Origin of the sequence: Streptomyces synnematoformans, from assembly GCF_039531005.1 — a bacterium.
GTDB classification, from domain to species: Bacteria; Actinomycetota; Actinomycetes; order Streptomycetales; family Streptomycetaceae; genus Streptomyces; species Streptomyces synnematoformans.
On record NZ_BAAAPF010000003.1, the window covers coordinates 1 to 23,394 of the forward strand.

A 23,394-nucleotide genomic window follows, 5' to 3' on the forward strand; every position below is an offset into this window, starting at 1 on the left:
CACGCCGCGCTGCGCGGCTTCGCCGAGGACCTGGCCGCCGCCGAGTCCGCCCTGCGCGACGCGTGCGACGTGCTCGTCCGGCACGCGAACGCCACCCGCTACGAGCAGGTCCGCACCCCCGCCCGGCAGCAGATCCGCGAGCTGCCCGCCGCCGCCCTGCCGGAGCACGCCGCCGCCTGGGCGGCGGCCTTCGCGCCGCGGCTGCGCGTGCTCACCGACGAGCTGGCGCAGCTGGAGCGCAACCGCGACGGCATCGTCGACCGGCTGCGCGGCCTGGTCGAGTCCGGCCTCGCCACGCTGCGCGCCGCGCAGCGGCTGTCGCGGCTGCCGGGGGGCCTCGGGGAGTGGTCCGGGCAGGAGTTCCTGCGCATCCGCTTCGAGGACCCCGACCAGGCGACGCTGTCCGAGCGCCTGGGCGAGGTGATCGACGAGGCCACGCGCGCGGCCGTACGCAAGAACGGCGATCTGCGCCGCGACGGCATGACGCTGCTGCTGCGCGGCGTGGACGCCGCGATGGCACCCAGGGGCGTGGCGGTGGAGATCCTCAAGCCGGACGCGGTGCTGCGCGCGGAGCGGGTGCCGGTCGGGCAGATGGGCGACGTGTTCTCCGGCGGCCAGCTGCTCACCGCCGCCATCGCGCTGTACTGCACGATGGCCGCCCTGCGGGGCAACGACCGCGGCGACGACCGGCACCACCACGCGGGCACGCTCTTCCTCGACAACCCCATCGGCCGCGCCAACGCCACGTATCTGCTGGAGCTGCAGCGCGCCGTCGCCGACGCCCTCGGCGTGCAGCTCCTCTACACCACGGGCCTGTTCGACACGACGGCGCTCGCCGAGTTCCCGCTGGTGATCCGGCTGCGCAACGACGCGGATCTGCGCGCGGGGCTGAAGTACATCACCGTCGAGGAGCACCTGCGCCCCGGGCTGCCGGCGCAGCGCGAGGGGGAGGAGCCGTCGGTCGGCGAGGTGACGGCGACCCGGATCTTCCGCCGCCCTCCGGCGGCGGCACCGTAGACGGGCCGGCGGGGGGGGCGTCAGACTCCGGCCGGCACCGCTCCGGGCGGCCGGTCGCGCTGCGTACCGCGGGCGCCGCGGCGCTCCCGGCGGCCCCGCCGCGCCGCGCTGCTGGGCAGGGACTCCACCCCGTGCCGCTGCTTCCACACCTGCCGTGTCACCCAGACGTCCAGCACGCCCCAGGTCGCGACCACGGTGCTCACGACCGTGCTCAGCAACAGCGGGAAGGCCGGCCACGACCCGGTGACGGTGAAGAGCAGGGCGGTCATCCCCTGCGTCAGCGTCACGGCCACGATGATCACGGCGCGCACGGCCGCCGTCCGCACCGGGTCCGGAAGCCTCGGCGTGCCGACGGGCTCCTCGACCCAGAGCGGCGATCCGGGGCGCCGCAGCTCCTCCTCTGCAGCCATCAGTACCCTCTCCCGCTCGACTGCCGGGTGCCCTGGGTGACTGCCCCGCAAGCGGGGGGACAAAAAGCCCGGGGTACCCATGTTCACACGTTCCGATGTGTCAACGTTCGGAGGGGGCTACGAGTTGCCGGGGCGACGGTAGTAGGCTGCGCCGACCGGGGAAGGGACGCGGGCATGGTTGTGCAGGGTGGGAACAGACATCAGCCGCCGGGGAGCCGGTTGAACTGGCTGCTCGACGATCTGGTGGGGCGGCTCACGAGCGTGCGGATGGCGCTGGTGCTGTCGTCCGACGGGCTGCCGATGAGCGTGTCCGAGGATGTGAGCAGGGAGGACTCCGAGCATCTGGCGGCGGTCGCCTCCGGCATCCACGGCCTCGCCAAGGGCGTGGGCACCCACTTCCAGGCGGGCTCCGTACGGCAGACGCTCGTGGAGCTGGACGACGCGTTCCTCTTCGTCACCGCCGCCGGCGACGGCAGCTGCCTCGCGGTGATGGCGGCGTCGGACGCCGATATCGGGCAGATCGCGTACGAGATGACGCTGCTGGTCAAGCGGGTCGGCGAGCATCTGGCGGCGGCGCCGCGGGGCAGCCGGTCCTGACAGCGGACGGCCGCGCCGCGGCGCCGCGGCGTCAGCCGGTCTCGTCCTCCTGCCAGCCGAAGCTGCGCTCGACGGCCTTGCGCCAGTTGCGGTGTTCGCGCTCCCGCGTGGCCTCGTCCATCCGCGGCGTCCACTCGGTGTCGCGCTGCCAGTGCGTCTTCAGCTCGTCCTGGTCCCGCCACACGCCGGTCGCCAGGCCCGCCGCGTAGGCGGCGCCCAGGCAGGTGGTCTCGGAGATCACCGGCCGCAGCACCGGCACGCCGAGAACGTCGGCCTGGTGCTGCATGAGCAGCCCGTTGGCGGTCATCCCTCCGTCCACCTTCAGGTCCGTCAGCCGCACCCCCGAGTCCTGGTACATCGCGTCGACGACCTCGCGGGTCTGCCAGCTCGTCGCCTCCAGCACCGCGCGGGCCAGGTGCGCCTTGGTGACGTACCTGGTCAGGCCGGTGACGACGCCGCGGGCGTCGCCGCGCCAGTACGGGGCGAACAGCCCGGAGAACGCGGGGACGATGTACGCGCCGCCGTTGTCCGCCACGCTCGCCGCCAGCGTCTCGATCTCGTCGGCGGCGGCGATGATGCCGAGCTGGTCGCGGAACCACTGCACCAGCGCCCCGGTGACGGCGATGGAGCCCTCCAGGCAGTAGACGGGCGCCTCGCCGCCGATCTGGTAGCCCACGGTGGTCAGCAGCCCGCTCTCCGACGGCACCGGCCGGGTGCCGGTGTTGAGCAGCAGGAAGCTGCCCGTGCCGTACGTGTTCTTGGCCTCCCCGACGCCGTAGCAGGTCTGGCCGAAGACCGCCGCCTGCTGGTCGCCCAGCGCGGCGGCCACGGGCACGCCGTCGAGCCGGCCGGTGCAGGTGCCGTAGACCTCCGCGGAGGAGCGGATCTCCGGCAGCATCGCGGCCGGGACGTCCATGGCCGCCAGGATCGACGGGTCCCACTCGTGGGTCCCGATGTTCATCAGCATGGTGCGGGAGGCGTTGGTGACGTCGGTGACGTGCACGCCGCCGACCGGCCCGCCGGTGAGGTTGTAGATCAGCCAGGAGTCGACGGTGCCGAAGGCGATCTCGCCGTTCTCCGCGCGGCGGCGCAGGCCCGGCACGTTGTCCAGCAGCCAGGCGGCCTTGGGGCCGGAGAAATAGCTGGCGAGCGGCAGCCCGGTGCGGTCGCGGAAGCGGTCCTGGCCGTCGGCGCCGCCGAGTTCGGTGCACAGGGCCGCGGTGCGGGTGTCCTGCCACACGACGGCGTTGTGCACCGGCTTGCCGGTGGCGCGGTCCCACAGCACGGTCGTCTCGCGCTGGTTGGTGATGCCGACGGCGCTCAGCTCGTCGGCCCGCAGCCCCGCCCGCTCCAGCGCGCCGGTCACCACGGCCTGGGTCTTGGCCCAGATCTCGGCGGCGTCGTGCTCCACCCAGCCGGGCCTGGGGAAGATCTGGCGGTGCTCGCGCTGGTCGGCGGCGACGATGGCGCCGTTCTGGTTGAAGATGATGCAGCGGCTCGATGTGGTGCCCTGGTCGATGGCGGCGACGTACTTGTCCGTCATGACGTCCCCTTGCTGCTAGAAGGCGAGTTTGTAGATCAGCGCGCTCAGCGTCCCGCCGATCAGCGGTCCGGTCACGGGTATCCAGGCGTAGTTCCACTCGCTGGTGCCCTTGTTGGGGATGGGTAGCAGCGCGTGCGCGATACGGGGGCCGAGGTCGCGCGCCGGGTTGATCGGGTACCCCGTCGGCCCGCCCAGCGACAGGCCGATGCCGGTGACGAGCACCGCGCCGATCAGCGCGCCGAACAGGATCAGGATGGCGGTGCCGATCACTTCACCGGCGAAGATGTCCCCGTCGGGATAGTCCATTGCGGCTCCTCGATCTCACCCGGCCGGGACACGGTCCCGGCCGGGGCGAAAGGTGCGTGCTTCCCTGGCTGCTGCCATGACGTCGAGCGCCGGCGGGGGAGGGTGCCCACACCCCGTCCGGCGTCTGCTGCGAGCGCGCGTCAGCGTGGCGAGTCGCCGGTGGGAGACAGGGCGGCGGGGCCGTCGTGCGGCGATGCCCGACTGACATCCGGCAGTGTTCACCTGGGCTGATGGACCGTCAAGACACTGGACACGACGGCCTCATGTGTATGTCCGGCCCGCCGTCGCCGAGGCGCGCCCGTGCCCCGCGGGTCGCCGGCCGGACGGCCCCGGTGCCGACCACGGGTGGCTGCGGGACGCCGACAGTGCGCCGCGACAGCATGACTACGCTGCTCTGCGATCGCTCGGCATTTCTCACTCGTCCACGCCGCCGACGAGAGGGGCGCCGGCGCCCCGCTCCGGAGTGCGCCGATGAGCACGGAGCCACCCGTACGCAGATGTCGTGGTCGTCCGGCCAGTCTCACCGGGAGATCCCGATGCCCGCTTTCCGCCACCACCCGCTGGAGTTCCGCACCGGCCGCTCCGCCACCGGCCCGCTGACCTGGGGCCAGCTGGCGATCTGGGACGTGATCAGGTGGCTGCCCGGCAACGGCAGCAGCCTCAACTCGGCCGTCCGCCGGGACGTTCCGCCCGGCACCTCGCTGGACCGCCTCCTCGGCGCGCTCCGCACGCTGGTCGAACGGCACGACTCGCTCCACACCCGCTACCACGAGACCCCCGACGGCCCGCGCCAGGAGGTCGTCGGCGAGGGCGAGGTCGACGTCCGGATCCGCGAGATCGGCGCGGAACCCGTCGACCGGGCGGCCGGGCGCGTTGCCGAGTCCGTCCGCGCCCTGCCCTTCGACACCGGGGTGGACCTCCCGCTGCGCCCCGTGGTGCTCACCCGCTCCTCGGCTCCGGTCGCCGTGCTCCTCGTCGTCAGCCACCTGGCCGTCGACGGCTGGAGTCTGGCCGTCGTCGGTGCGGACCTCGCCGCGCTGTTACGGGCCGAACCGCTCCCTCCGCCGTCCGAGCAGCCGTTGGCGCGGGCGCGCTACGAGACGACGGACCTGGCCCGCTCCCGGGAGCGCAAGGCGCTGGCGTACTGGCGCGAGGAGATCGAGGCCCTGCCGGCCCGCATGCTCGGACCGGCCGGGCCGACGGACGGCCCGGAAACCGAACTGCTCTGGTCGCGGATGGAGTCGGCCGCCCTGGCGTGCGCCGTCCGGTCGCTGAGCCTGCGGACCGGCGCCGAGGCCGGGACGGTCGTCCTGGCCGCCACGGCGGCGCTGCTCGCCGTCCGCACCGGAGAGCGGGAGGCGGGGCTGCGCACCCTCGTGTCCACCCGCTTCCGCCCGGAGGACCGGCGGCTGGTCGGCGCCTTCAACCAGAGCGCGATATTCCGTATCGGCCCCCGGGAGGAGACCCTCGCGGAGTTCGTCCGACGGGCCCGGAACATCACCCTGCGCGCGTTCCGCCACACCGAGTACGACCCCCGGAAACTCGAACCGATGATCGCCGGCATCGCGGGCCGGCGGGGCGTCGCGGCGGGGAGGTACTGCTTCTTCAACGACATCCGGTTCGCGGTGTCGCGGCGGATCGGCCCGCCCGACCCGGCCGCGGCGGCTGGGTGAGACGACGTTCGGCGTCCCGCCCCTGCAGAGCCCGCCGAAGGGGGCCGGCTTCTTCGTCCGGCGGGCCGGAGGAGTTCCTGCGCGACCTCGAACGGCTCGTGACGCGGGGGGCCGTCACCCCGGAGCCGGTCCGCGCCCTCTGCGCGGGACCCGCGTCCGGCGCACCGGGCGACGCGTGGGCGCGTACCGACGGGAGGGAGAGCGCATGACGGCCGTCAGCGACCCCGGCGCGCGGTCGCCCGCGGGGTCAGGACTCCGCCGGGCCGGCGAACCCCGCACCCTCGCGCAGCAGGCGGTCGACCGCCGTCGCGGAGAGAGCGCCCGCCAGCGGCTTCCAGAAGTCCTCGTCCGGGTCGGCCACCACCTCGATGCGGCCGCCGTCGCGCCAGGACGCGTCGAAGCCCAGCCGCCAGGAATGCAGATGGGTACGGAGACCCGCCGCCGCGGCGGCCTTGTCGAAGAGGGGGTCACCCAGAATCGCGTGCCCGATCCAGGCGAGATGGACGCGGATCTGATGGCGGCGGCCGGTGACCGGCCGGGCGACGAGCACCGTGTACTCGCCGTCGCTCCACAGCGTCCGGAAATGAGTGGTGGACGGATAGTTCTTCACGTCGAGGAGGTCGTCCTCCGCGACCCACCAGCGGCCCTCTTCCGTGTCGAACCGGATATCCTCGCGCGCCGCGGCGATACGCACCCGGTTCTTGCGTCCGACGCTGAGCGGCAGGTCGACCGTGCCCCGGTCGGGCAGCCCGGCGGTCCCGGTGACGACCAGGTACGCCTTGTCGACCGTCCGCTTGTTGAACTGCCGCGTCAGCCCGGCGTGCGTGGCCAGGTCCTTCGCGAAGAGGACGACACCGGACGTGACCTTGTCGACGCGATGCGCCGGAAACAGCTGTTCGCCCGCCTGTCCGGCCAGCTCCACGAGATCGGTGCCGTGCCGCTCACCCATCACGGAAATCCCGGCGGGTTTGTTCAGCACCAGGACGGACGCGTCCTCAAGTAGCGCCGGAGTGCTGCGGACTTCCCGCCAACTGGGCACTGTCATCCTCATGTCTCTCATCGAATTCCGTACCTATTCCGGCCGGACGCCGCACCGGGCGACGCCGTAGTTTACCAGGCCGACGAATACCCGGCCTCTCCGCTGCAGCCCGTAGGGGGCCGTACCATGCACTCGGATGAAAAAGCCGCGCCCACCGTCGATCCCGGGGAAATCGCGGAACGGCTCAGAAACGGCGCCGGGAAGGAACTCGTCCGCGAACTCGGGAAACTGCCGGACGACATCAAGGTATCGATCGTCCAGCAGTTCTTCCAGCACGTGGAACAGGGCACGCACACCACGGAGTACGACGCCCGGATGGTGCCGGCGCTGCTGCCGGAGTGGTTCGGCATCGAGCTGGCCGAGGAGCCACGCGCCGCCGCGCGCCGCCGCCCGCCCCGCGGGCACCGGGCTGCCGGGCAGGGCGCCCCGCCCGGACGTCTGCCACGTCGACTTCGGCGGCACCGACGTGTTCTTCCACCTGAGCGCTCAAGGCGAGCGGGCCGCGGGCGACCTGGTGGAGGCGATCGCCACCGACACCGTGCTGTCGGTCGCCAGGACGTCGCCGCCCTGCGAGCTGGCCGAGGTCGTGCCGGCTCGTTCAGCAACTCACCCTCATCGACTGGGACATGCAGCCGGGCACCGTGTCGGGCACGGTCCTCGACCACCCCGGCGGGGACCGCTTCCTCCTGCCGCTCGGCCCCGGCGAGGTGGCTGGCTTCTTCTTCACCGAGCCCGTCCGGCCGCCCGGACCGATGATGATGCCCTACCACCGCGCCCTCCCGGTCCTCGACCGCTCGGCCGGGTTCACCGTCGGCCCGGCCCGGGGCAAACGGCTGAGTGCTCTCGTGCGCGGCCCGGCCCCCGGCGACCAGACGGACCGGCTGCGGGAGCGGTCGGTGGGGCTGAGCCTCGGCGCCCCGGCCGCGACCGGCGCCGCGCGCACGTACGAAAGCGGGGTCGGGATCCGCGCCGCGGACGGGCTGCCGCCGACGCGACCGGTGCCCACGGCCCTGCCGGCGAACAACGAGGGCCTGTCCGTGGCCGAGTTGAGCGCCGCACACAACGCGGACCTCCTCCGGGCGGTGGTTCCGGGCAGGGCCGCCGGGGCGCGGCTGTTCCGCGTGGAGAAGCACGGCGAGGGGTTCTCGCACCTCGCGCGGGCGATCCCCGGCGTCCCGGCCGGTGCCCGCCTCTTCCTGGTCAACAGGGCCCGTAGCGAAACCGGCTCCCGAACCGTGTACCCCCTCACCCTCGACCACACGGTACGGAACCGCCCCTGGCTCCAGCTCCTTCCGCTGCCGCAGGACGCGGTCGTCACGGTGCCGGCCGCCGCCTTCGACCTCGTCCACGTCACCCCGCCGGACGAACTGCTGCACCGCTCCGCGCTGCTCTACTCCTTCTACCCCGCCACCAGCGTCGGGAGGCGCGTGCGCATCACCCTCGACCTCGTCGTCGCTCCCTGGGAACCGCCGCGGAACCCGGACATCCACGAGAGGAAGACCATGGACACCGAAGGCCGTTTCGCCGAGAAGACCACGCTGCACATCCGCTCGCTCTCCGCCACGAGCCCGGCCATGCGGGCCATGTACGACTACGACCCGGAGCACGAGAACATCCCCGCCGACGACGCTCGCCACGCTCTTCGGCGAGCTGTTCTTCCTGGGAGTCCGCCCCTACTACATCTACCACTGCCAGCGCATCGAGACGACCGCGCGCTTCGAGATGGAGTTCGACGAGGAGATAAAGATCATGTCGACGCTCCGGGAACGCCTGAGCGGCCTGGCGTATCCCCAGCACGTTCTCGACCTGCCCGGCGCCCGCGGCAAGGTCGTCGTGCCGTCCGAGCACTGGGACTTCGACCACTCCAGGACCCGGGACTTCGACGGCCGCGAACTCAGCACCGACACCTGGCAGGTCACCACCGCCGGCGAGCCGCAGCCGTGACCGTTCTGCTCTACCACGTCCCGCGGACGGAACTCCACGACACCGGATCGATCGAGTACGAGGTCGAGCGGAACTTCGAGACGGAGGAGAGCATCAAGGCCCTCGCCGACCACACGCGGCGGTTCCTGCCCGGCCTGACCACGCTCAACGCCGCCGACGAGGACTGGGCGGCGCGGCTCGACGGCCGGCGCGTCCTCAACTACACCTACGCCTTCGGCCTGCTCGAAACGAGTGTCCGGCCCACCCTCCGCCTGGAGGCGGCCGGCGCCGACTACCTCGGGGCCCGCCCCGCCGGGCTCTACCTCAGCGCCAACAAACCCCACGTCTCGGACCTGATGTCGAGCCTCGGCTTCTCCTGCCCGCGCCACCGGATCGTCTGCGGCCCGCTGTCCTCCCGCGCCGCGGAACGGATCTCCGGACAGCTGGAGCCGGCCGAGTACCTGGTGCTCAAGCCGGCGTACGAGGAGTCGAGCATCGGCCTCTCCCTGGTGCCCAACGAGCCGGAGGCGGTGCGCAGCGCGGTCGACGGCCTCCGGCGCAGGCTCCCGTGCGTCGCGATGCTCCAGGAGTACGTCGACGGCCTGGACGTGACGGTGCCGGTGATCGGCAGGTCGGCGCCTCGGTGCCTCCCGGCGGTCGTGCTCGAACGCGACACCGCGGGGTCCGGCCCGGCCGTGCTGGACGCCGCCACCAAGGCGACGAAGGCGTCCGTGCACTACGTCCACGGCGGACTGGGACGCGGAGCTGAAAGCCGTGATCCACGCCATGGCCTTCGCCGCCACCGGGGCCGCCGGGCTGCGGGACTACTCCCGGCTCGACTGCCGGGTGACCCCCGCCGGGCGGCGCTTCTTCCTGGAGATCAACGCCAACCCGCAGCTGGGACTGGACAAGGCGTCGTTCGCGGTGTCGGCGGGTGTGCTGGGCAGGGAGGTCGCAGAGGTCGTCCGCGCGATCGTGCGGGACACCGCGGCGGCACTGCCCGGGACGGTGCGCCCGTGACCCCCGGCCCCGGCGGGCGGCCTCCCCGCCGGATCGCCCTGTGGTCGGGGCCGCGCAGCCTGTCCACCGTGCTGCTGCGCGCATGGGAGAGCCGCGCCGACACGGCCGTCAGCGACGAGCCGTGCTACGCGTACTTCCTGACGGCGACGGGCGCACAGCGGCCCAACGCCGGCGACTCCCCGGCCGGCCAGCCGCACGACTGGCGCGTCGTGCTCGGCCGGCTGCTGGGGGAGGTGCCGGGCGGCGGGCCGATCTGGTTCCAGAAGCACCACGCGATGCACCTGCTGCCCGAGGTGCCCCGACGGTGGATCGCGGGCATGACGAACTGCTTCCTCGTCCGTCACCCCGCGCGGGTGGCGGCGTCGTACGCCCGGATCAGGCCCGCGTTCACCGCCGCGGACCTCGGCTTCCGCCAGCTGCGCTCGGTGTTCGGCCACGTGGCGGAACACTGCCCGGGTACGCCCGCCGTGCTCAACGCCGCGGATCTCGCGCACCGGCCGCGGGCGGCGCTGACCGCCCTGTGCGCGGCGCTCGGCGTGGACTTCACCGAGGACATGCTCTCCTGGCCGCCCGGAAGGCACGAGCACGACCCCTCGCTCGGCGATCCCCGGTACCGGAACGTGCAGGGCTCCAGCGGATTCCTGCCGCACGGCGAAGGCGAGCCGAAGGTGCCGGAGGAGCTGCACGGCGTCGTCGACGCGTGCATGGACGACTACCTCTACCTGGACCGGCACCGCCTCTCCTGCTGAACCGACCGCCCACCACCCACCGGACACGGAGGCACGATGGCTGCGTGAACCGACCTGCGAAGGGAACTGTCGGCGCTCTGGCTGGCGGCTCTCGCCCGGCCGCCCCGGGAGGAGGTCGCCGGCGGCGAGGCCTTCTTCGACGCCGGCGGCGACTCACTGGCGGTGATCATGCTCCATACGACGATCGAGGAGCGGCTGGGGCTGGACATCGACGTCGGCGAGGTCTTCGACGTTCTCGCCACCGGCGACTTCGACGCGCTGGCCGCACTCGTCGCGGCGGCCGCCGGCCGCGCCGCCCCCGGCCACCGGAGACGCCGGCACCGGCGACGGCGACGGCGTCCGGCCCCGGCAGCGCATCGGCGAGCGCATCGGCGTGCTGGCCGCGCGGCATCCCGACCGCACGGCCGTGATCAGCGTCCGGCCGGACGGCGCCGAGACCTGCCTGACCTGGTCCGAACTGGAGCGGCGCAGCAACGCCGCCGCCCGAGCGCTCGCCGCCGCCGGGGTCGGCGAGGACGGCGTCGTGGTGGTGTCCCTGCCCAACGGCATCCCGCACATCGTCTGGACGACCGCGGCCTGGAAGACCGGCGCGCTCGTCGTGCCCGTCAACCCCGCGCCGCCGGAGCGGGAGCACGCGGACCTGCTCGCCAGGGTGCCGGGCGCCCCCGTCGTCGGCGGCCCCGCCGTCCCGCCGGACCCGCCGGCCGCCGCGGCGGACGGGGCGCCGTTCCCGTCCGCCGGGGTGCCGCGGTCGGCGGCGCTGACCGGCGGAAGCACCGGCACCTCGCGGATCGTGCTGCGGCGGCACCCGTGGACGTACGACCCGGAAGCGCCCTCGCCCGCGGGCTACACCCTGGCGGGGATGCGCATCGGCCAGGTGCAGCTGGTCTCCCTCCCCATGTACCACGGCGGCTTCCTGGAGACCCACAACGGGCTCGCGATGGAGCACACCGTGGTGGTGATGGAGCGGTTCTCGCCGACGCTGTTCCTGCGCCTGGTGGAGCGGCACCGGGTCGGCTTCATGGTGCTGGTGCCGACCCTCATGCGCGCCGCCGCGTCGGTGCCGGGGGTCGAGTCCTTCGACCTCGGCAGCGTCGAGGCCCTCTACCACGGGTCCGGGGGCTGCCACGAGTCGGACAAGCGCCGGTGGCTCGGCCTGCTCTCGCCCGAGCGCGTGTACGAGGACTACGGCTCCGTCGAGGACATCGGCTTTCTCGCCATCCGGGGCGACGAGTGGCTGAAGCACCCGGGGAGCGCCGGGCGGCCGTCCGGGGACGTGCGCGTACGGAGACTCGACGACGGCGGCGCCGACGCGCCCGCCGGGGTGGTCGGCAACGTGTACATCCGTTCCTCGCGCTCGACCCGGCCGCGCTACCTCGGCGGCGGACCGCCCCTCGCCGAGCGGGACGGGTTCCTGACCGTCGGCGACCTCGGCTACCTGGACGACGGCGGCTACCTGTACCTCGTCGACCGCCGGGCCGACATGATCAACGTCGGCGGGATCAACGTGTACCCGGCCGAGGCCGAAGGGGTGCTGGCGGAGCTCCCCGGTGTCGCCGACGTGGCGGTCGTCGGACGGCCCCACGACGTACTCGGCGCTGCCGTGCACGCCCTGGTCGTGCCGGCCGCCGGCGGCCGGCCGCGCACAGCGGACCTCGACGCGCACTGCCGCGGCCGGCTGGTGCGCACCAAGGTCCCCGTCTCCTACACGTTCGTCGACCGGCTCCCCAGGGACGCCGTCGGCAAGCTCCGCCGACGCGACCTGTGACCGCCCGCCCCACCGAACGCCCCGGAGTACCGATGGCCCTCCAGACCCCCGCCGACGACGTGCTGCTGCACGCCGACGGCCTGGTCAAGCGCTACCGCAGGACCCGGCGGAGCGAGCCCTTCACCGCCGTCGACGGCATCGGATTCGCCGTACGGCGCGGGGAGGCGTTCGGCTTCCTCGGCCCCAACGGGGCGGGCAAGTCCTCCACCATGCGCATGATCGCCTGCGTGTCGCCCGCGTCCGCCGGCACCCTGCGCGTCCTCGGCCACGACCCGGCGGCCGAGGGGGCACCGATCCGGAGCGGTCGTCGCCCGCGGCAGACTGGCCCGGGTGCTCCAGAGCTGGGAGCCGTCCCGGGCCGCCGTCCGTTCCGGGTCAGCCTTCGGGGTACTGCTTGCAGTACTCGTACAGCGCCATCGCCGTCGCGGTCGCGACGTTGTAGCTGTGCGGCATTCCCCACACGGGAATCTCGACGCAGTCGTCGACGAATTTCAGTTCCTCCTCGGTGAGGCCGAGGCGTTCGTTTCCGACGGCGAGTGCGGTTTTCCGGGGAAAGGGATAGCTGTGCAGGCTGCGGGAGTTCGTCGTCTGCTCCAGGCCGACGACCCGGTACCCCGCCGAGCGCAGATCCCTGAGCACGGGCGGAAGCGTCCGCCGCACCTCGATACCGACCTGCTCCAGGCTGTCCCGCGCGACGTCCGGGTCGACTTTCGCGTTACCGCACGCGATGACCCTGGTGATTCCGCAGCACCCCGCGGTACGCACGATGCTCGACAAATTCGCGCGGGTACGCAGAGGAGCGCAGGCCAGCACCAGCTCGCGCTCTCTGGCCAGCACCGACGGCGGCCGATGCCGAATGTGATCGAACATGATCGGCCCAGTCTACAAGGGGCCGCCGCGGCTACCCGTGCCCGGACAGCGAGCGGCGGTGCACCGGGAAGTCGAAGTACGTGTCCGGGAACGTCTCGTCGGCGAGCCCGAAGTGCCACCACTCGTACGCGTAGTTGACGAAGCCCGCCGCCTCCAGCCCCGCCTTGAGCCGCAGCCGGTTGGCGCGCTGCTCGCCCTGTACCCGCTCGTCCAGCGTGTGGCTGAGCGTGTCGAAGCACTCCGAGTGTCAAGTAGCGCATACACTTGGATCCATGGAGACAACGCCGCGGGCTCCGTGCCTCTACTGCCGCCTCAGCTACGCTCCCGACGGGAGCCTGGAGAAGGTCGAGCGGCAGGAGGCCGACGGCCGGCTGCTGGGGTCCCGTCTCGGCTGGCCGGACTTCTGCTGCGTCTACGTCGACAACTCCCGCTCGGCGTGGCAGCGCAACCGCGTCCGGCCGGACTGGGACCGGATGCTCCTCACGCTGGACGCGACCGGCGCGCGCCTGGTCCCGCACGACCCGAAGGCGAACCACGTCCACGACGGGATCATGACGTACCACGGCGACCGGCTGATCCGGCAGCCGTACGACCTTGAGCTGCTGCTGAACCTCGCCGACCAGCGGCACGTCCCTCTGGCGTCGGTGTCCGGGGTCCGCAACCTGGCCAGCCCCGACGACCGGTTCATCCTGCGCATCGAGGCCGCGCAGGCGTGCCGGGAAAGCGACAACATCTCCCGCCGCACCCGCCGCGGGCACCTGGCCCGCGCGCAGAAGAAGGGCCTGAACGTCCAGGGCGGGAAGCGGCCGTTCGCGTTCGGCGTCCCCACCGGCCGCACCAGGATCAAGACGGACCCGCAGACGGGCGGGGAGACGCGCGTCGAGATCCTCGACTACAACAAGGTCCGCGCCGGCGAGGCCAAGTACGCGGCGGATGCCGCCGAGCGGCTCCTCGCGGGCCAGTCCGCGGCCGGGGTGATCCGCTGGCTCAACGAGGACGTCAAGGTGACGACCACCGAGGGCAACCCGTGGTCGACGCGCACGCTGTGGGGCATGCTCCTCTCGCCCCGGATGGCCGGCCTGATCGAGCGGGACGGCGTCCTTTACGAGGCGTCCTGGGACGCGATACTCCCGGAGGAGACCCGGCAGGACCTGATAGCCCTGCACGAGCGGAACCGGGAGGAGACGCCGAACCCGGGCCCGGCGCGCAAGCACCTGCTGTCCGGGATCCTGGAGTGCGGCGAGTGCGGAAGCAAGGAATCACGTACGAAGCCGTACGGGGGGAAGGGGCGGAAGTACCCATCCAAGGTGTACTACTGCCGCTCCTGCTATCGATTCGCCCGCAGCATCGAGATGCTGGACGCCTACGTCGAGGGCCGCACGCTGCGCGTCCTGCGCAGCCGCAGCTTCCTGGCCGAGCTGAAGGCGCGCACGGAGGCGGGAAGCCCCCGTATCGGCGAGCAGATCGCCGAGCTGGAGCGCCGCAAGGCCGACCTGGCCCAGAGGATCGAGAACGCCGCGGATGACCCGGACCTGGACCCGGTGCTCGCGATGAAGAGTGTCGCCGGCTTCGACCGGAAGATCACCGAGCTGCGGGGCCAGCTCGCCATGACGGCCGAGCTGCGGCTGCTGACCCGGATGGCCGGGATCGACCGTGCGGCCTGGGCGGCGGCACCGGTCGACACCCGCTCCGCGACCATCCGGGCACTCTTCCGCATCGTGGTGTCTCCGACGGCCCGCCGCGGGCCCGGGTTTGATCCCGCCAGCGTTACGATCACGCGCCGGCTGCTGGTGAAGCAGGAATAGACGCTGCCGTCCCCGGTCGCCTGCGACGGCCTGGTCTGTTCGCAGACGACCCGGGGTGAGCTGGTAGGTCAGGTCGTGCCGGGCAGGCACAGACTGACGTCGAGCAGACCGAGCAGCGCGAGCTTCAGACACGGCCCGGAGGACGGCCCGGTGGAGACGGGCGGGTCCGCGCCGGGGGGCGGCTCACTGCCGGGGGGATCGGTGGGGTCCGCGACGTCGGGCGGCCCGGTGCCTGTGGGCGGAAGCGAGCTGCCGTCCGGTGGGTTCTCGCTGGCCGTGGGAGGCGGCCCTTCATTACCCGCGCCCGTCGCGGGTGAGCCGGTCGGCGATGCTCCGTCCAGCGCCTGCGGCCCAGGCGCGGACGCGCTCGGTGCGGGGTGGTACGCGCCGCCGTTGGTACTCGGGTGCGGGCGGCTGGGCGAGGCACTGCCCGGGCCGGCCGGTCCGCCGCCTGATGCCCCCGATCCGGGTGGGGCTCCGGACGGCGGAGTCGTGGGCGCCGGCGGGACGGCGGCGCGCTGGTCCCCGGGCGGTCCGGTGTCCGCGCACGGGGCGACGGTCAGCGCCACCGCGGCTGTCGTGACCAGCGCGGCCGCGACGACGGACTCCTTGGGGTGGCTGCGGATGAGCCGCCACAGACCGCCCAGGAGGGTGAGGATGGCAGCGGGAACGAGCCACAGTCCTCCTTTGCTCCGGGCGCCGGGCGGAGGGCCCGGCGGGTTCTCGTCTTGCTCCTGGGCTTCGGGCACGGCCCGGGGCTGCTGCGGCTGCTCCTTGTTCATCATGAGCATCTCCAGCCGCAGCGCGCTGGTCTGCACGCGTAGAGTGCGCACGTCACGGTGCATGCGCAGCAGGAAACGGGCGATTAACACGGTGCTAGTGATGGCGGTGGCTGTGGTCACGCCGATCAGCACGCCGGTGAGCATGTCGGACTGCAACGCGCTCCTCCCCTGCATGTACAACGTTGGACATCCCGTGGGGGTCGGCGGCGGATGGCTGAATATGCCATCTACGTAGCACCGTGTAAATAGAGCGCGCTCTCACGTGACCCTGTGCGAAAGTTCGGGGGTCAGCTTGCCCGTTGCTCGCCGTTGTCACGCTGCTTTGGTGACGAAGGGGGAGCGGCCGGCGGCACCGGGTCGGAGAGGCCGCTGTCGACGTTGCGGAGGATCTCCTCCTGCTCGTCCAGGCTGAGTCCCTTCAGCAGCTCCTGGATCTGGTGGGTCTTCTGCAGCCGTGCGGAGGCCTGGGGGTCGTCGTCGAGGGGCTCGATGGGGGAGTCTGCCTCGTACGCACGTGAGATGGTCCCCGGCTTCAGGAGGAGTTCACGCTCCCAGTCGCCACGCCTGCTGAGCGTGATCCGGGAGCGGTCGTTCTCGACGTTGCTGACCGTCTTCGTCCGGATGCCGATGCGCCCGGCCAGGTCGTCCTGGGCCAGGTTGAGGAACAGCCGTCGATTCCTTAGCTGCCGACCGACGGTGGGGCGTGCGGGCTCGGTCATGGCTTGGAGCATGGCAGAGGTTCCGGAATAAATCCAGAACTTGTCTCTATCGAATCATGGTGACCTGCATCTTTGCGCCACCCCTCGTGATCAATTAACTAGAACTATTGCGGAAATCTTCTGGCGATGCAACGCTAGTCTGCATGCCGCTGAGGATGAACGGCGCACGACTCCGCGCACTGCGTGAGGACGCGCGCATCACGATCAAGGAGTTCGCCGACAAGGCGGGCTACACCGCCGACTACGTCAGCGGAATCGAGCTGGGCAAGCACGACACGGCCGGCATGCCCTTCGCCCGCAGGGCCGCCGAGATCCTCGGTAGCGAACTCGGCCAGCCCGTGACCGTCGACGACATCACCGACGGCGTCATCCCCCGACGCCCCTACGGCTCCAAGAAGCCGGCCGCGCCCGGGACGCAGGAGGGCGCGGCATGAGCTGGCTCCCCGGGCAGGGCTGGACCTGCCCCAATCCCGCGTGCGGCCGCTTCAACCCGCGCTGGCGCTTCGTCTGCCGCGTCTGCAAGGCCGAGCGTCCGGGCGACAGCATCGCCCTCTGCAGCATGCTGCGCCGCCTCCTGCGCCTCGGAGATGCCCGATGAGTGAACTCGCCGTCGCAGAGGCCCAAGCCCTCGCCGTACACGAGGCCGTCATCGAACGAGGTCTCGCCACCTTCGTCGACGTCGGCACCGCCCTGCTCGCGATCCGCGACCAGCGCCTCTACCGTGCCGAGTACGCCACCTTCGAGGACTACTGCCGCGACCGGTGGGGGATGGGGCGCGACTACGCGGATCGGATGATCACCGCCGCCTCCGTCGTGCCGACAATTGTCAGCAAGGGCCTGCCCGCTCCCGCGAACGAAGGCCAGGCCCGCGAACTCGCCCGCACCCCCGAAGGCCAGCGTGCCGAGGTATGGCGGGAGACCGTCGAACGCACCGGCGGCAAGCCGACGGCGGCTGCCGTTCGCGCCACCCGGGACCTCCACGCTGCGGCCGCGCTGCTGCTCCACCGTGCCGGGTACACCGCCGACTGGATCACCGAGCACACCGCCGGTGTAGAGCCCCCGCGCACCACCGAGGGCATCACCCTCGAACTCCTCGACGCCGCACTCGCGTACGTGCGGGCCCGAGGCGTGACCTTCTCCGGCGTCAGCGACGCCGCCGCCGCGCTCCGCGCGGAACTCGGCACCCCTGACCCCGCTCCGGAGCCGGAGCCCCGACACGAGAAGCCCGAGGAGGCCGGTGCAGACGAGCCGCCGCGCCCCCGCCCCCTGCCCGCCGACTCCGCGCCGGGGCCCGCCGGGGTCAGCGAAGGCGACCTCCTCGCAGGAGCGGACTGGACACCTGAAGCCCCCGCACTGCCGGAGCCGGTCAACGACCGCGGCGAGACCGCGGCCGAAGAGGCTGCGGCCCACGCCCGCCTCGACGCCGAACTCGACGCGGTCATGGAGGGCACCGACACCCGTTTCCGCCGCAACTACGCGCACGCCGCCGTCAAGGCCGGGGAGATCGTCCACTTCGACCCCGCCCGGCTCGCCGAGGTGTTCTCCAGCAACTTCGACCGCGACGTCGGTGACCTGATCAACAGCCTCAGCGACTGGTGCGCGCGGGTCTCCGAGGCCCGCCGATACCACCAGCGCTCCGGCCTCCGTGTCGTGGGGGGTGGAGCCGGTGAGTGAGCACGCTTACTGGACGCGCGTCCGCGAGCTGGTCGACGACGGCCACGCCGCAGGCCGACCGAAGCACGAAGTCTCGGCCGACATCATCCACTTCGTCGAGGCGGCCGCAGACGACGGCGACCACTGGGCCCACGAGACGCTCGCCCGGTGGGCGGCAGCGGGTGCCGATGCCGACTACACGCGCTCCTTCAAGGACCTCAACACCGTCACCTACATCCGGGCGAACGGGCGCCGGACGCGCCGGACCGTCGCCTACTCCCGGCCACAGCGCGAAAAGTCGAGCGGCGTGATCATCGGCCGCCAGATGCAGGCGTGGTGGGGCATGAGCCGACCGGCGATCAAGGAACTGCGGCGCGAGATGTTCGCCCAGCGGCAGGCCATCGACGACGTGGTGGATGCGCTCGACCAACTCCTCGCGGCCATGGACCGCCACCCCCGCTGCGCCACCGCCCGCGAGGCGTGGGAGGCCGACGGCCACAGCATCACCGAGATCGACCTCGCCCTCGAAGGGGGTGCTGCGTGATGACGCAGCAGACGAACGGCACGCCGGGCAGAGGCCGCATCCTGCCGCAGCGCGATGAGGAGCGGATCCTCGGCCAGATCGACCGCGGCGAGGTCCGCGCCGGCCGCGACGCCGCGCGGGAGATCGCCGCCCGGCACGAGGCCGCCTACGGCGACGTGTGGCACGGCCGCGGCACCGGGGGCACCCCGTGAGCCCGCGGCCCGCGCCCCGCATCGAGCCCCTCCTGACGCCGAAGGAGGTCGCCTCCCTGTTCCGCGTCGACCCGCGCACGGTCACCCGCTGGGCGAGGGAGGGCAGGCTCACTGCCGTCCGCACCCTCGGCGGCCACCGCCGCTACCGCCAGGCCGAGGTCTTCCAGCTCTTCGGCAACCCGGCCTGGGACGACGCGGTCCGCAGCCTCACCGACGAGCAGGGGCGGTGAGCACGATGCCCATGTGCCGCACCCCCGACGAGGCGTTTCAGGCCGGATGGGACGCGCCCTGCGAACACGGCGTACCCGTCCCCGACGACTGCCCCCGGTGCCGGCTGACCGGCGCCGAGATCGGCCGCCTGGCCGTGCTGTGGGAGCCGGTCCTGCGCTCCCTGAACGACTCCAACCCCCCGGTCCCTGGACGCGCGGCGGCCTGAGGCCGCGGACACGGAAGGGCCGCCGGTTGCCCCCGGCGGCCCCGAGAGCCCCACCCCGAACCTGGAAGGAGCGCGGCTCACATGATCAACGAGTGTAGCCCGGAGACCGAAGGCGGCCTCGGCCCGCCGATCGCACGGGCCGCGGTGCTCGTCATGTGGATCTGGATGCAAGGGGTCCACGAACTCGTCGGCCTCGCCTACCTCAACGACGCCGACGAGCCCATCCCGTTCGAGCTGGCCGACCCCGAGGACGACGACGAGCAGGGCGGCGGCGGCTGCCGTGTCTGAGCACACCGCGCCCGGGACGGGCGGCCCGTCGTGATCCCGCGGTCGATCGCCGAGGAGCGGGCGACCCAGCGCTGCGAGCAGCTGCGGCGCACCAATCCCGGCTTCGATCACGGCGCCGAACTCGACTTCCTCATCGCCTTCGCCCGCGCCCGCGACGACGCCGTCCGCGGCTTCGACCACGAGCGCCGCTGGCTCGGCCTCGAACGCGAGGGCCGCACCGCCGCCATGGCCGGCTTCATCGAGGGCCTGGCCTCCACCCGCCTCCCCGACCACCGCCCCGGAGCAGACCGATGAAGCACAACGCCCCGCACCCGCAGGCAGGCCGGACCGTCACCGTCGCCCCGGCCGCCGCCGTCTTCGGCCACGGCGACTGCACGCCGTTCGACTACCGCATCGAGGACTGGAACGACCGCGTCTTCGGCCGCTCCTGGCAGGACATGATCGGCAACCCCGCGGCCCTGGGCTACGCGGTGCGCAGTGCCACAGCGAGCCTGCCGACCGACAACGAGGTCGTCTACGGGCACGACAGCCGCGGCCTCGGCCACCTCGTACACGTCAGCGAACTGCGGCAGCGCACCCACGAGGAGCCTGCACGATGACCTACGACGCTCCCACCCGCACCCGCGACTACCGCGGCACCCTCATGCGCGAGGGCCGCCCCGTCGCCGTCCGCACCCACGCCCACGGCACCGAGCCCGCCGCCCTCACCCTGACCACCGTCGACGCCGCGGCGGCGCTCCTCGCGCAGCTCGTCGTCCGCTGGCCCGTGGGCGCCGAGGTCGAGCACACCGGCACCGGGCGCACCGGCCGCGTCAGCCTCGACGACCCGGCGACCATCCCCGGGCTGCACACCGGCCGCCCGTCCGCCGTGTGCCTGTCGCCGCGCGGCGACCTGGTGTGCGTCAAGGTCGTCGACGGGCTGAGCGCCCTGACGTGGGTGCCCGCCGAGCGGCTGCGCCGCACGGGCAGGCGGTGACCGCCGTGCGCTACGTGACGATCAGCCCCGACGGCACCGTCGCCCTGCGCGGCGGCCCGCTCGACCTGCACCCGGGCGGGCCCGGCGTCCCCGCGCGGGTGGAACTCGACCCGCGCAGCCGCTCGACCGCGTTCGTCGGCGACGCCGCGCAGCCGCGGAACGTCGTCGGCTCCTGCGTCCTCACGGTCCTCGGCGCCGCACCCCGCCCGTACGGCGGGACCGTCGTCCTCACCGGCTGGCACGACCGCGGCGAGACCGCGGAGATCAGCGATCTGCCGGTCCCGTTCGACACCGTGCTGTTCATCACCTGCTGCGTGCGCCGCGCCCTCGACGGCGAGCCCCCGGCCGACGGCGACTTCACGGCCGGCTGGGCCGCAGCCGTCCGCACCTTTGCCGCACGGGTCCGCGCCGCCGCCGACCCGCCGACCACCACCCTCCTCGTTCCGGGAGGCGTGGCATGAGCCGTCCCGCCCCGCGCGTCAACGCCAGCCCGCAGGCCCCGGAGCAGGCCGCACGGGCAGCCAAGGCGGGAGAGGGGCGGTCGACACGGGCCCCGCAGACCCCGCCTGCGCCGGGGCGGGACACCAAGGCCCGGCCGCGCGGCCGGGCACCGCAGACCACCCGCAAGGACGTCACCCTCACCCCCGCTACCAGCGCGGCGGGGGGAGCGAAGGCCGAAGAGGAGCTGTCGAACCGGGCTCCGAAGACGCGGCCTGCGTCTGGGCGGGACCCCGCCGCCGGGGCGGAGACCACCCTTCCCCCCTCCGCCCCGGCCGGCGGCACCGCGGCCCCCTACGGCCGCGACCCGAGCGGCAAGGCCCTGAGCATCAACAAGACCCGCGCCTACTCGATCATCCCCGCGCGCGCGGACTGGACCCGCGAGCAGCGGAAGGCCGCCCTCTGGGCCGTCGACCGCGTCCTCGACGGCCGCAGCCACGACCTCGACGACTACATGCCCCGCCTGGCCGGGCGCCAGCAGGGCCGCGACCCCGAGGTGAAGCGCGAGCTGCTGGAGGCCCTCGCCGCCCTCGGCCTCGTCCCCGACGCCGACCAGCCCGAGGGGGGTGCACGCCCGTGACCGGTCCGCTCATCACCCCCACCGCCCGGCTCCGGCTGCCCGGCCGGGCCCCGGAAGAGGAGTGGCACGCCGTACGCCGCACCGGCGTCGGCGGCTCCGACGTCGCCGCCATCGTGGGCCTGGACGTCCACCGCGGGCCGCGGCACGTGTACCTCGCGAAGCGCGGCGAACTCGACGGCCGGCTCCCCGGCCGCGCCGGGCGCGCCGCCCGCCGCGGGCACCGCCTGGAGGGCCTGGTTGCGGAGTTCTTCACCGAGGACACCGGCCTCGTCGTACGGGACGCGCCGGGCACCCTGGCCCACGCCGACCACCCCCACTGGCTCGCCAACCCCGACCGCATCGCCTGGCGCGACGACGACGGCACCCTCACCGACCCGAGCGTGCTGGAGTGCAAGACCCGCACCTGGCGCTCCGCGAAGTCGGAGGACTGGACCGGTGACGAACCGCCGGACGTGCCTGCCATCCAAACGCACTGGTACCTGGCCGTCACCGGCTACGAGCGCGGCTACGTCGCCGGGACCGTCGACGACGACTTCTACTGGTGGCGCATCGACCGCGACGACGAGCTGATCGCCATGCTCACCGACGCCGTCGACACCTTCTGGCACGAGCACGTGGTGCCCGGGGTGCCGCCGCCGGTCGACGGCTCCGCCGCCACCACCGACCTCCTCGCCCGCCTCTTCGACGTCCAGCCCGAGAAGACGCTGGAGGTCGACCCCGTCGGGACCGCGGTGCTGCTGGCCCGCCGCCGCGAGCTGAAGGAGCGGGCGGACGCCGCGGCCGACGCGCTCGCCGCCGTCGACAACGCGCTCAAGGACCAGCTCGGCGACGCCGAGGTCGCCACCGCCGGCGGCCGCGTCCTCTACACCTGGCGCGCCAACGGCAACTTCGCTTCGGCCCGGTTCCGCGAGGCGGAGCCCGAACTCGCCCGCGAGTACCAGCGCCACGCCCCGGTCGTCGACACCGACCGCCTCGCCGACGAGGACCCCGAGACCTTCCACCGCTTCCGGGCCCGCCGGCTCCACATCCCCGAGGCCCGCCCATGAACACGCACGCCACCACGCAGGAGCACACCGCCATGAGCAACCTGAAGAACCGCGTCCGCCAGGCCACCGGCAACACCGGCGGCGACGGCGACGCCCAGCCCGGCGGCGAGGTCGCCGTGAAGGACCCGCGGCTCGCGTGGCTGGAGCGGGGCCGCGACGACATCGTCCGCGCCCTGCCCCGCCACATCAACGAGGACCACTTCATCCAGGCCGCGCTGACCGGCATGGAAAAGCTCCGCAACTGCGACATCCCGACGATCTGGACGGCGCTGATGGCGTGCGCCCGCTTCGGCCTCGCCCCCGACGGCGTACGCGCCGCGATCGTCCCCTACGGCAAGACCGCGACGTTCGTGCCCATGTACCAGGGCCTCATCGACGTGATGCACCGCTCCGGCATGGTCGAGTCGGTGCGCGTCGGCTTCATCCGCGAGCAGGACGCCTGGGAGTACACGCCCAGCGCGCCGAGCCCCGCCGACTTCCACCACAAGCCGGCCGTCGAACTCCCCCGCGAGGAGCGCGGCGATGTGATCCTCGCGTACGCCTTCGCGTGGCTGCGCGGCGGCGCCCGCTCGCAGGTCGTCCTCCTCAACCGGCAGGAGGCGATCGAGATCCGCGACCTGTACTCCCGCGCGTACGCCTACCACGAGAAGAAGGGCACCCGGGAGTCCACCTGGCACACGCACTTCGACCAGCAGTGGGCCAAGTCCTGCGTCCGGCGCCTCGCGAAGCACGTGCCGACCTCCCCGGAGGTCAGCGACCTGCTCCACGCCGACACCGACGCCGACGACGGCATCCAGACCCTGGTCGCCGAGGTCGAGCGCACCGACCAGCCCGCCCGCACCGGCGACGCCCAGCACGAGCACGACCCGCAGGCGGGGGAGCGGCAGGAGATCGCCGACTGGCCGGAGACGGCCCGCCCCGGCGACGGCGTCCCCCCGCGCGACGCCGAGGAGGGCTGACC

At 72.9% G+C, this 23,394-nt stretch carries 28 protein-coding genes and 5 pseudogenes; 23 read left to right on the plus strand and 10 right to left on the minus strand.

Going from position 1 to position 23,394, the window contains the following annotated elements; genetic code table 11:
- Positions 1–1,017: pseudogene (locus tag ABD317_RS01335) on the plus strand (hypothetical protein); the annotation flags it as partial.
- 20 nt (positions 1,018–1,037) lie between these two features.
- Here ABD317_RS01335 and ABD317_RS01340 read toward each other — a convergent pair.
- Complete coding sequence (locus tag ABD317_RS01340) at positions 1,038–1,427, minus strand: hypothetical protein (protein ID WP_425582244.1); 390 nt, start codon at positions 1,425–1,427, stop codon at positions 1,038–1,040.
- 174 nt (positions 1,428–1,601) lie between these two features.
- Between ABD317_RS01340 and ABD317_RS01345 the strand changes: the two genes are divergently transcribed.
- Positions 1,602–2,024, plus strand: a complete 423-nt coding sequence (locus tag ABD317_RS01345; RefSeq protein WP_051438700.1) for a roadblock/LC7 domain-containing protein — start codon at positions 1,602–1,604, stop codon at positions 2,022–2,024.
- A gap of 31 nt (positions 2,025–2,055) precedes the next feature.
- On the opposite strand, the gene glpK is transcribed toward ABD317_RS01345, so the two are convergent.
- Positions 2,056–3,567, minus strand: a complete 1,512-nt coding sequence (gene glpK, locus ABD317_RS01350) for a glycerol kinase GlpK (protein WP_344286928.1) — start codon at positions 3,565–3,567, stop codon at positions 2,056–2,058.
- 15 nt (positions 3,568–3,582) lie between these two features.
- Positions 3,583–3,840 (minus strand): annotated as a pseudogene (locus ABD317_RS01355) (aquaporin); the annotation flags it as partial.
- Positions 3,841–4,409: 569 nt separating this feature from the next.
- Between ABD317_RS01355 and ABD317_RS01360 the strand changes: the two are divergent.
- Entirely contained in the window at positions 4,410–5,546 is a 1,137-nt protein-coding gene (locus ABD317_RS01360) for a condensation domain-containing protein (protein WP_344286930.1), read from the plus strand.
- Positions 5,547–5,793: 247 nt separating this feature from the next.
- Here the strand turns inward: ABD317_RS01360 and ABD317_RS01365 are convergent, their stop codons facing one another.
- Together ABD317_RS01365 and ABD317_RS01370 are read right to left on the minus strand one after the other, a co-directional pair.
- Positions 5,794–6,597, minus strand: a complete 804-nt coding sequence (locus ABD317_RS01365; RefSeq protein WP_344286932.1) for an RluA family pseudouridine synthase — start codon at positions 6,595–6,597, stop codon at positions 5,794–5,796.
- Between the two features lie 21 nt (positions 6,598–6,618).
- The gene (locus ABD317_RS01370; protein ID WP_344286933.1) at positions 6,619–7,047 is read right to left on the minus strand and encodes a hypothetical protein; all 429 of its coding nucleotides are present in this window, start codon (positions 7,045–7,047) and stop codon (positions 6,619–6,621) included.
- A 164-nt stretch (positions 7,048–7,211) separates the two neighbouring features.
- Between ABD317_RS01370 and ABD317_RS01375 the strand changes: the two genes are divergently transcribed.
- Together ABD317_RS01375 and ABD317_RS37675 are read left to right on the plus strand one after the other, a co-directional pair.
- Positions 7,212–10,277, plus strand: a complete 3,066-nt coding sequence (locus ABD317_RS01375; protein ID WP_344286935.1) for a sulfotransferase-like domain-containing protein — start codon at positions 7,212–7,214, stop codon at positions 10,275–10,277.
- An 81-nt stretch (positions 10,278–10,358) separates the two neighbouring features.
- A pseudogene (locus ABD317_RS37675) lies at positions 10,359–10,448 on the plus strand (hypothetical protein); the annotation flags it as partial.
- Here the strand turns inward: ABD317_RS37675 and ABD317_RS01380 are convergent.
- Entirely contained in the window at positions 10,431–10,598 is a 168-nt protein-coding gene (locus tag ABD317_RS01380) for a hypothetical protein (protein ID WP_344286937.1), read from the minus strand. The pseudogene ABD317_RS37675 and the gene ABD317_RS01380 sit on opposite strands and share 18 nt — an antisense overlap.
- A 52-nt stretch (positions 10,599–10,650) precedes the next feature.
- Between ABD317_RS01380 and ABD317_RS01385 the strand changes: the two genes are divergently transcribed.
- Positions 10,651–12,045 carry an AMP-binding protein gene (locus tag ABD317_RS01385; RefSeq protein WP_344286939.1) on the plus strand — a complete coding sequence of 465 codons (1,395 nt, stop codon included), beginning with the start codon at positions 10,651–10,653 and terminating at the stop codon, positions 12,043–12,045.
- A 143-nt stretch (positions 12,046–12,188) separates the two neighbouring features.
- Positions 12,189–12,314 (plus strand): annotated as a pseudogene (locus ABD317_RS37680) (ATP-binding cassette domain-containing protein); the annotation flags it as partial.
- A gap of 106 nt (positions 12,315–12,420) precedes the next feature.
- Here ABD317_RS37680 and ABD317_RS01395 read toward each other — a convergent pair.
- Together ABD317_RS01395 and ABD317_RS01400 are read right to left on the minus strand one after the other, a co-directional pair.
- Positions 12,421–12,915, minus strand: coding sequence for a TrmH family RNA methyltransferase (locus tag ABD317_RS01395; RefSeq protein WP_344286941.1), 495 nt, complete (start codon positions 12,913–12,915; stop codon positions 12,421–12,423).
- A gap of 31 nt (positions 12,916–12,946) precedes the next feature.
- Positions 12,947–13,156 (minus strand): annotated as a pseudogene (locus tag ABD317_RS01400) (M15 family metallopeptidase); the annotation flags it as partial.
- Positions 13,157–13,187: 31 nt separating this feature from the next.
- Here ABD317_RS01400 and ABD317_RS01405 point away from each other — a divergent pair.
- Positions 13,188–14,720 carry a recombinase family protein gene (locus tag ABD317_RS01405; protein ID WP_344286943.1) on the plus strand — a complete coding sequence of 511 codons (1,533 nt, stop codon included), beginning with the start codon at positions 13,188–13,190 and terminating at the stop codon, positions 14,718–14,720.
- A gap of 68 nt (positions 14,721–14,788) precedes the next feature.
- Here ABD317_RS01405 and ABD317_RS01410 read toward each other — a convergent pair whose 3' ends face one another.
- Both ABD317_RS01410 and ABD317_RS01415 read right to left on the minus strand, forming a co-directional pair.
- Positions 14,789–15,658: a hypothetical protein gene (locus ABD317_RS01410; protein ID WP_344286945.1), complete on the minus strand. Its 870-nt coding sequence runs from the start codon at positions 15,656–15,658 to the stop codon at positions 14,789–14,791.
- Between the two features lie 131 nt (positions 15,659–15,789).
- A complete protein-coding gene (locus ABD317_RS01415; RefSeq protein WP_344286947.1) occupies positions 15,790–16,221 on the minus strand; it encodes a helix-turn-helix domain-containing protein in 432 nt (143 codons plus the stop codon).
- Positions 16,222–16,364: 143 nt separating this feature from the next.
- Between ABD317_RS01415 and ABD317_RS01420 the strand changes: the two genes are divergently transcribed.
- The 15 genes from ABD317_RS01420 to ABD317_RS01490 all read left to right on the plus strand — a co-directional run bounded on the left by ABD317_RS01420 (position 16,365) and on the right by ABD317_RS01490 (position 23,392).
- Positions 16,365–16,655 (plus strand): helix-turn-helix domain-containing protein, encoded by a 291-nt coding sequence (locus tag ABD317_RS01420; protein WP_344286949.1) that lies wholly within the window; start codon positions 16,365–16,367, stop codon positions 16,653–16,655.
- Entirely contained in the window at positions 16,652–16,819 is a 168-nt protein-coding gene (locus ABD317_RS01425) for a hypothetical protein (protein WP_344286951.1), read from the plus strand. Before ABD317_RS01420 ends, ABD317_RS01425 begins: the two co-directional genes overlap by 4 nt.
- Positions 16,816–17,895, plus strand: a complete 1,080-nt coding sequence (locus ABD317_RS01430; RefSeq protein ID WP_344286952.1) for a hypothetical protein — start codon at positions 16,816–16,818, stop codon at positions 17,893–17,895. Before ABD317_RS01425 ends, ABD317_RS01430 begins: the two co-directional genes overlap by 4 nt.
- Entirely contained in the window at positions 17,888–18,418 is a 531-nt protein-coding gene (locus ABD317_RS01435; protein ID WP_344286954.1) for a hypothetical protein, read from the plus strand. The genes ABD317_RS01430 and ABD317_RS01435 overlap by 8 nt, the downstream gene beginning before the upstream one ends.
- Positions 18,418–18,609: a hypothetical protein gene (locus tag ABD317_RS01440; protein WP_344286956.1), complete on the plus strand. Its 192-nt coding sequence runs from the start codon at positions 18,418–18,420 to the stop codon at positions 18,607–18,609. Before ABD317_RS01435 ends, ABD317_RS01440 begins: the two co-directional genes overlap by 1 nt.
- Positions 18,606–18,839: a BldC family transcriptional regulator gene (locus tag ABD317_RS01445; protein ID WP_344286958.1), complete on the plus strand. Its 234-nt coding sequence runs from the start codon at positions 18,606–18,608 to the stop codon at positions 18,837–18,839. The genes ABD317_RS01440 and ABD317_RS01445 overlap by 4 nt, the downstream gene beginning before the upstream one ends.
- A complete protein-coding gene (locus tag ABD317_RS01450) occupies positions 18,836–19,045 on the plus strand; it encodes a hypothetical protein (protein WP_344286960.1) in 210 nt (69 codons plus the stop codon). Before ABD317_RS01445 ends, ABD317_RS01450 begins: the two co-directional genes overlap by 4 nt.
- An 81-nt stretch (positions 19,046–19,126) precedes the next feature.
- The gene (locus ABD317_RS01455) at positions 19,127–19,333 is read left to right on the plus strand and encodes a hypothetical protein (RefSeq protein ID WP_344286962.1); all 207 of its coding nucleotides are present in this window, start codon (positions 19,127–19,129) and stop codon (positions 19,331–19,333) included.
- A gap of 30 nt (positions 19,334–19,363) precedes the next feature.
- Positions 19,364–19,627 carry a hypothetical protein gene (locus ABD317_RS01460; RefSeq protein ID WP_344286964.1) on the plus strand — a complete coding sequence of 88 codons (264 nt, stop codon included), beginning with the start codon at positions 19,364–19,366 and terminating at the stop codon, positions 19,625–19,627.
- Positions 19,624–19,932 (plus strand): hypothetical protein, encoded by a 309-nt coding sequence (locus ABD317_RS01465; RefSeq protein ID WP_344286966.1) that lies wholly within the window; start codon positions 19,624–19,626, stop codon positions 19,930–19,932. The genes ABD317_RS01460 and ABD317_RS01465 overlap by 4 nt, the downstream gene beginning before the upstream one ends.
- Complete coding sequence (locus ABD317_RS01470) at positions 19,929–20,309, plus strand: hypothetical protein (RefSeq protein WP_344286968.1); 381 nt, start codon at positions 19,929–19,931, stop codon at positions 20,307–20,309. Before ABD317_RS01465 ends, ABD317_RS01470 begins: the two co-directional genes overlap by 4 nt.
- Positions 20,306–20,770: a hypothetical protein gene (locus ABD317_RS01475; protein WP_344286970.1), complete on the plus strand. Its 465-nt coding sequence runs from the start codon at positions 20,306–20,308 to the stop codon at positions 20,768–20,770. Before ABD317_RS01470 ends, ABD317_RS01475 begins: the two co-directional genes overlap by 4 nt.
- Positions 20,767–21,387 carry a hypothetical protein gene (locus ABD317_RS01480; protein WP_344286972.1) on the plus strand — a complete coding sequence of 207 codons (621 nt, stop codon included), beginning with the start codon at positions 20,767–20,769 and terminating at the stop codon, positions 21,385–21,387. The genes ABD317_RS01475 and ABD317_RS01480 overlap by 4 nt, the downstream gene beginning before the upstream one ends.
- Complete coding sequence (locus ABD317_RS01485; RefSeq protein WP_344286974.1) at positions 21,384–22,433, plus strand: YqaJ viral recombinase family nuclease; 1,050 nt, start codon at positions 21,384–21,386, stop codon at positions 22,431–22,433. The genes ABD317_RS01480 and ABD317_RS01485 overlap by 4 nt, the downstream gene beginning before the upstream one ends.
- Positions 22,430–23,392 (plus strand): recombinase RecT, encoded by a 963-nt coding sequence (locus ABD317_RS01490; protein ID WP_344286976.1) that lies wholly within the window; start codon positions 22,430–22,432, stop codon positions 23,390–23,392. Before ABD317_RS01485 ends, ABD317_RS01490 begins: the two co-directional genes overlap by 4 nt.
- Positions 23,393–23,394 lie beyond the last annotated feature (2 nt).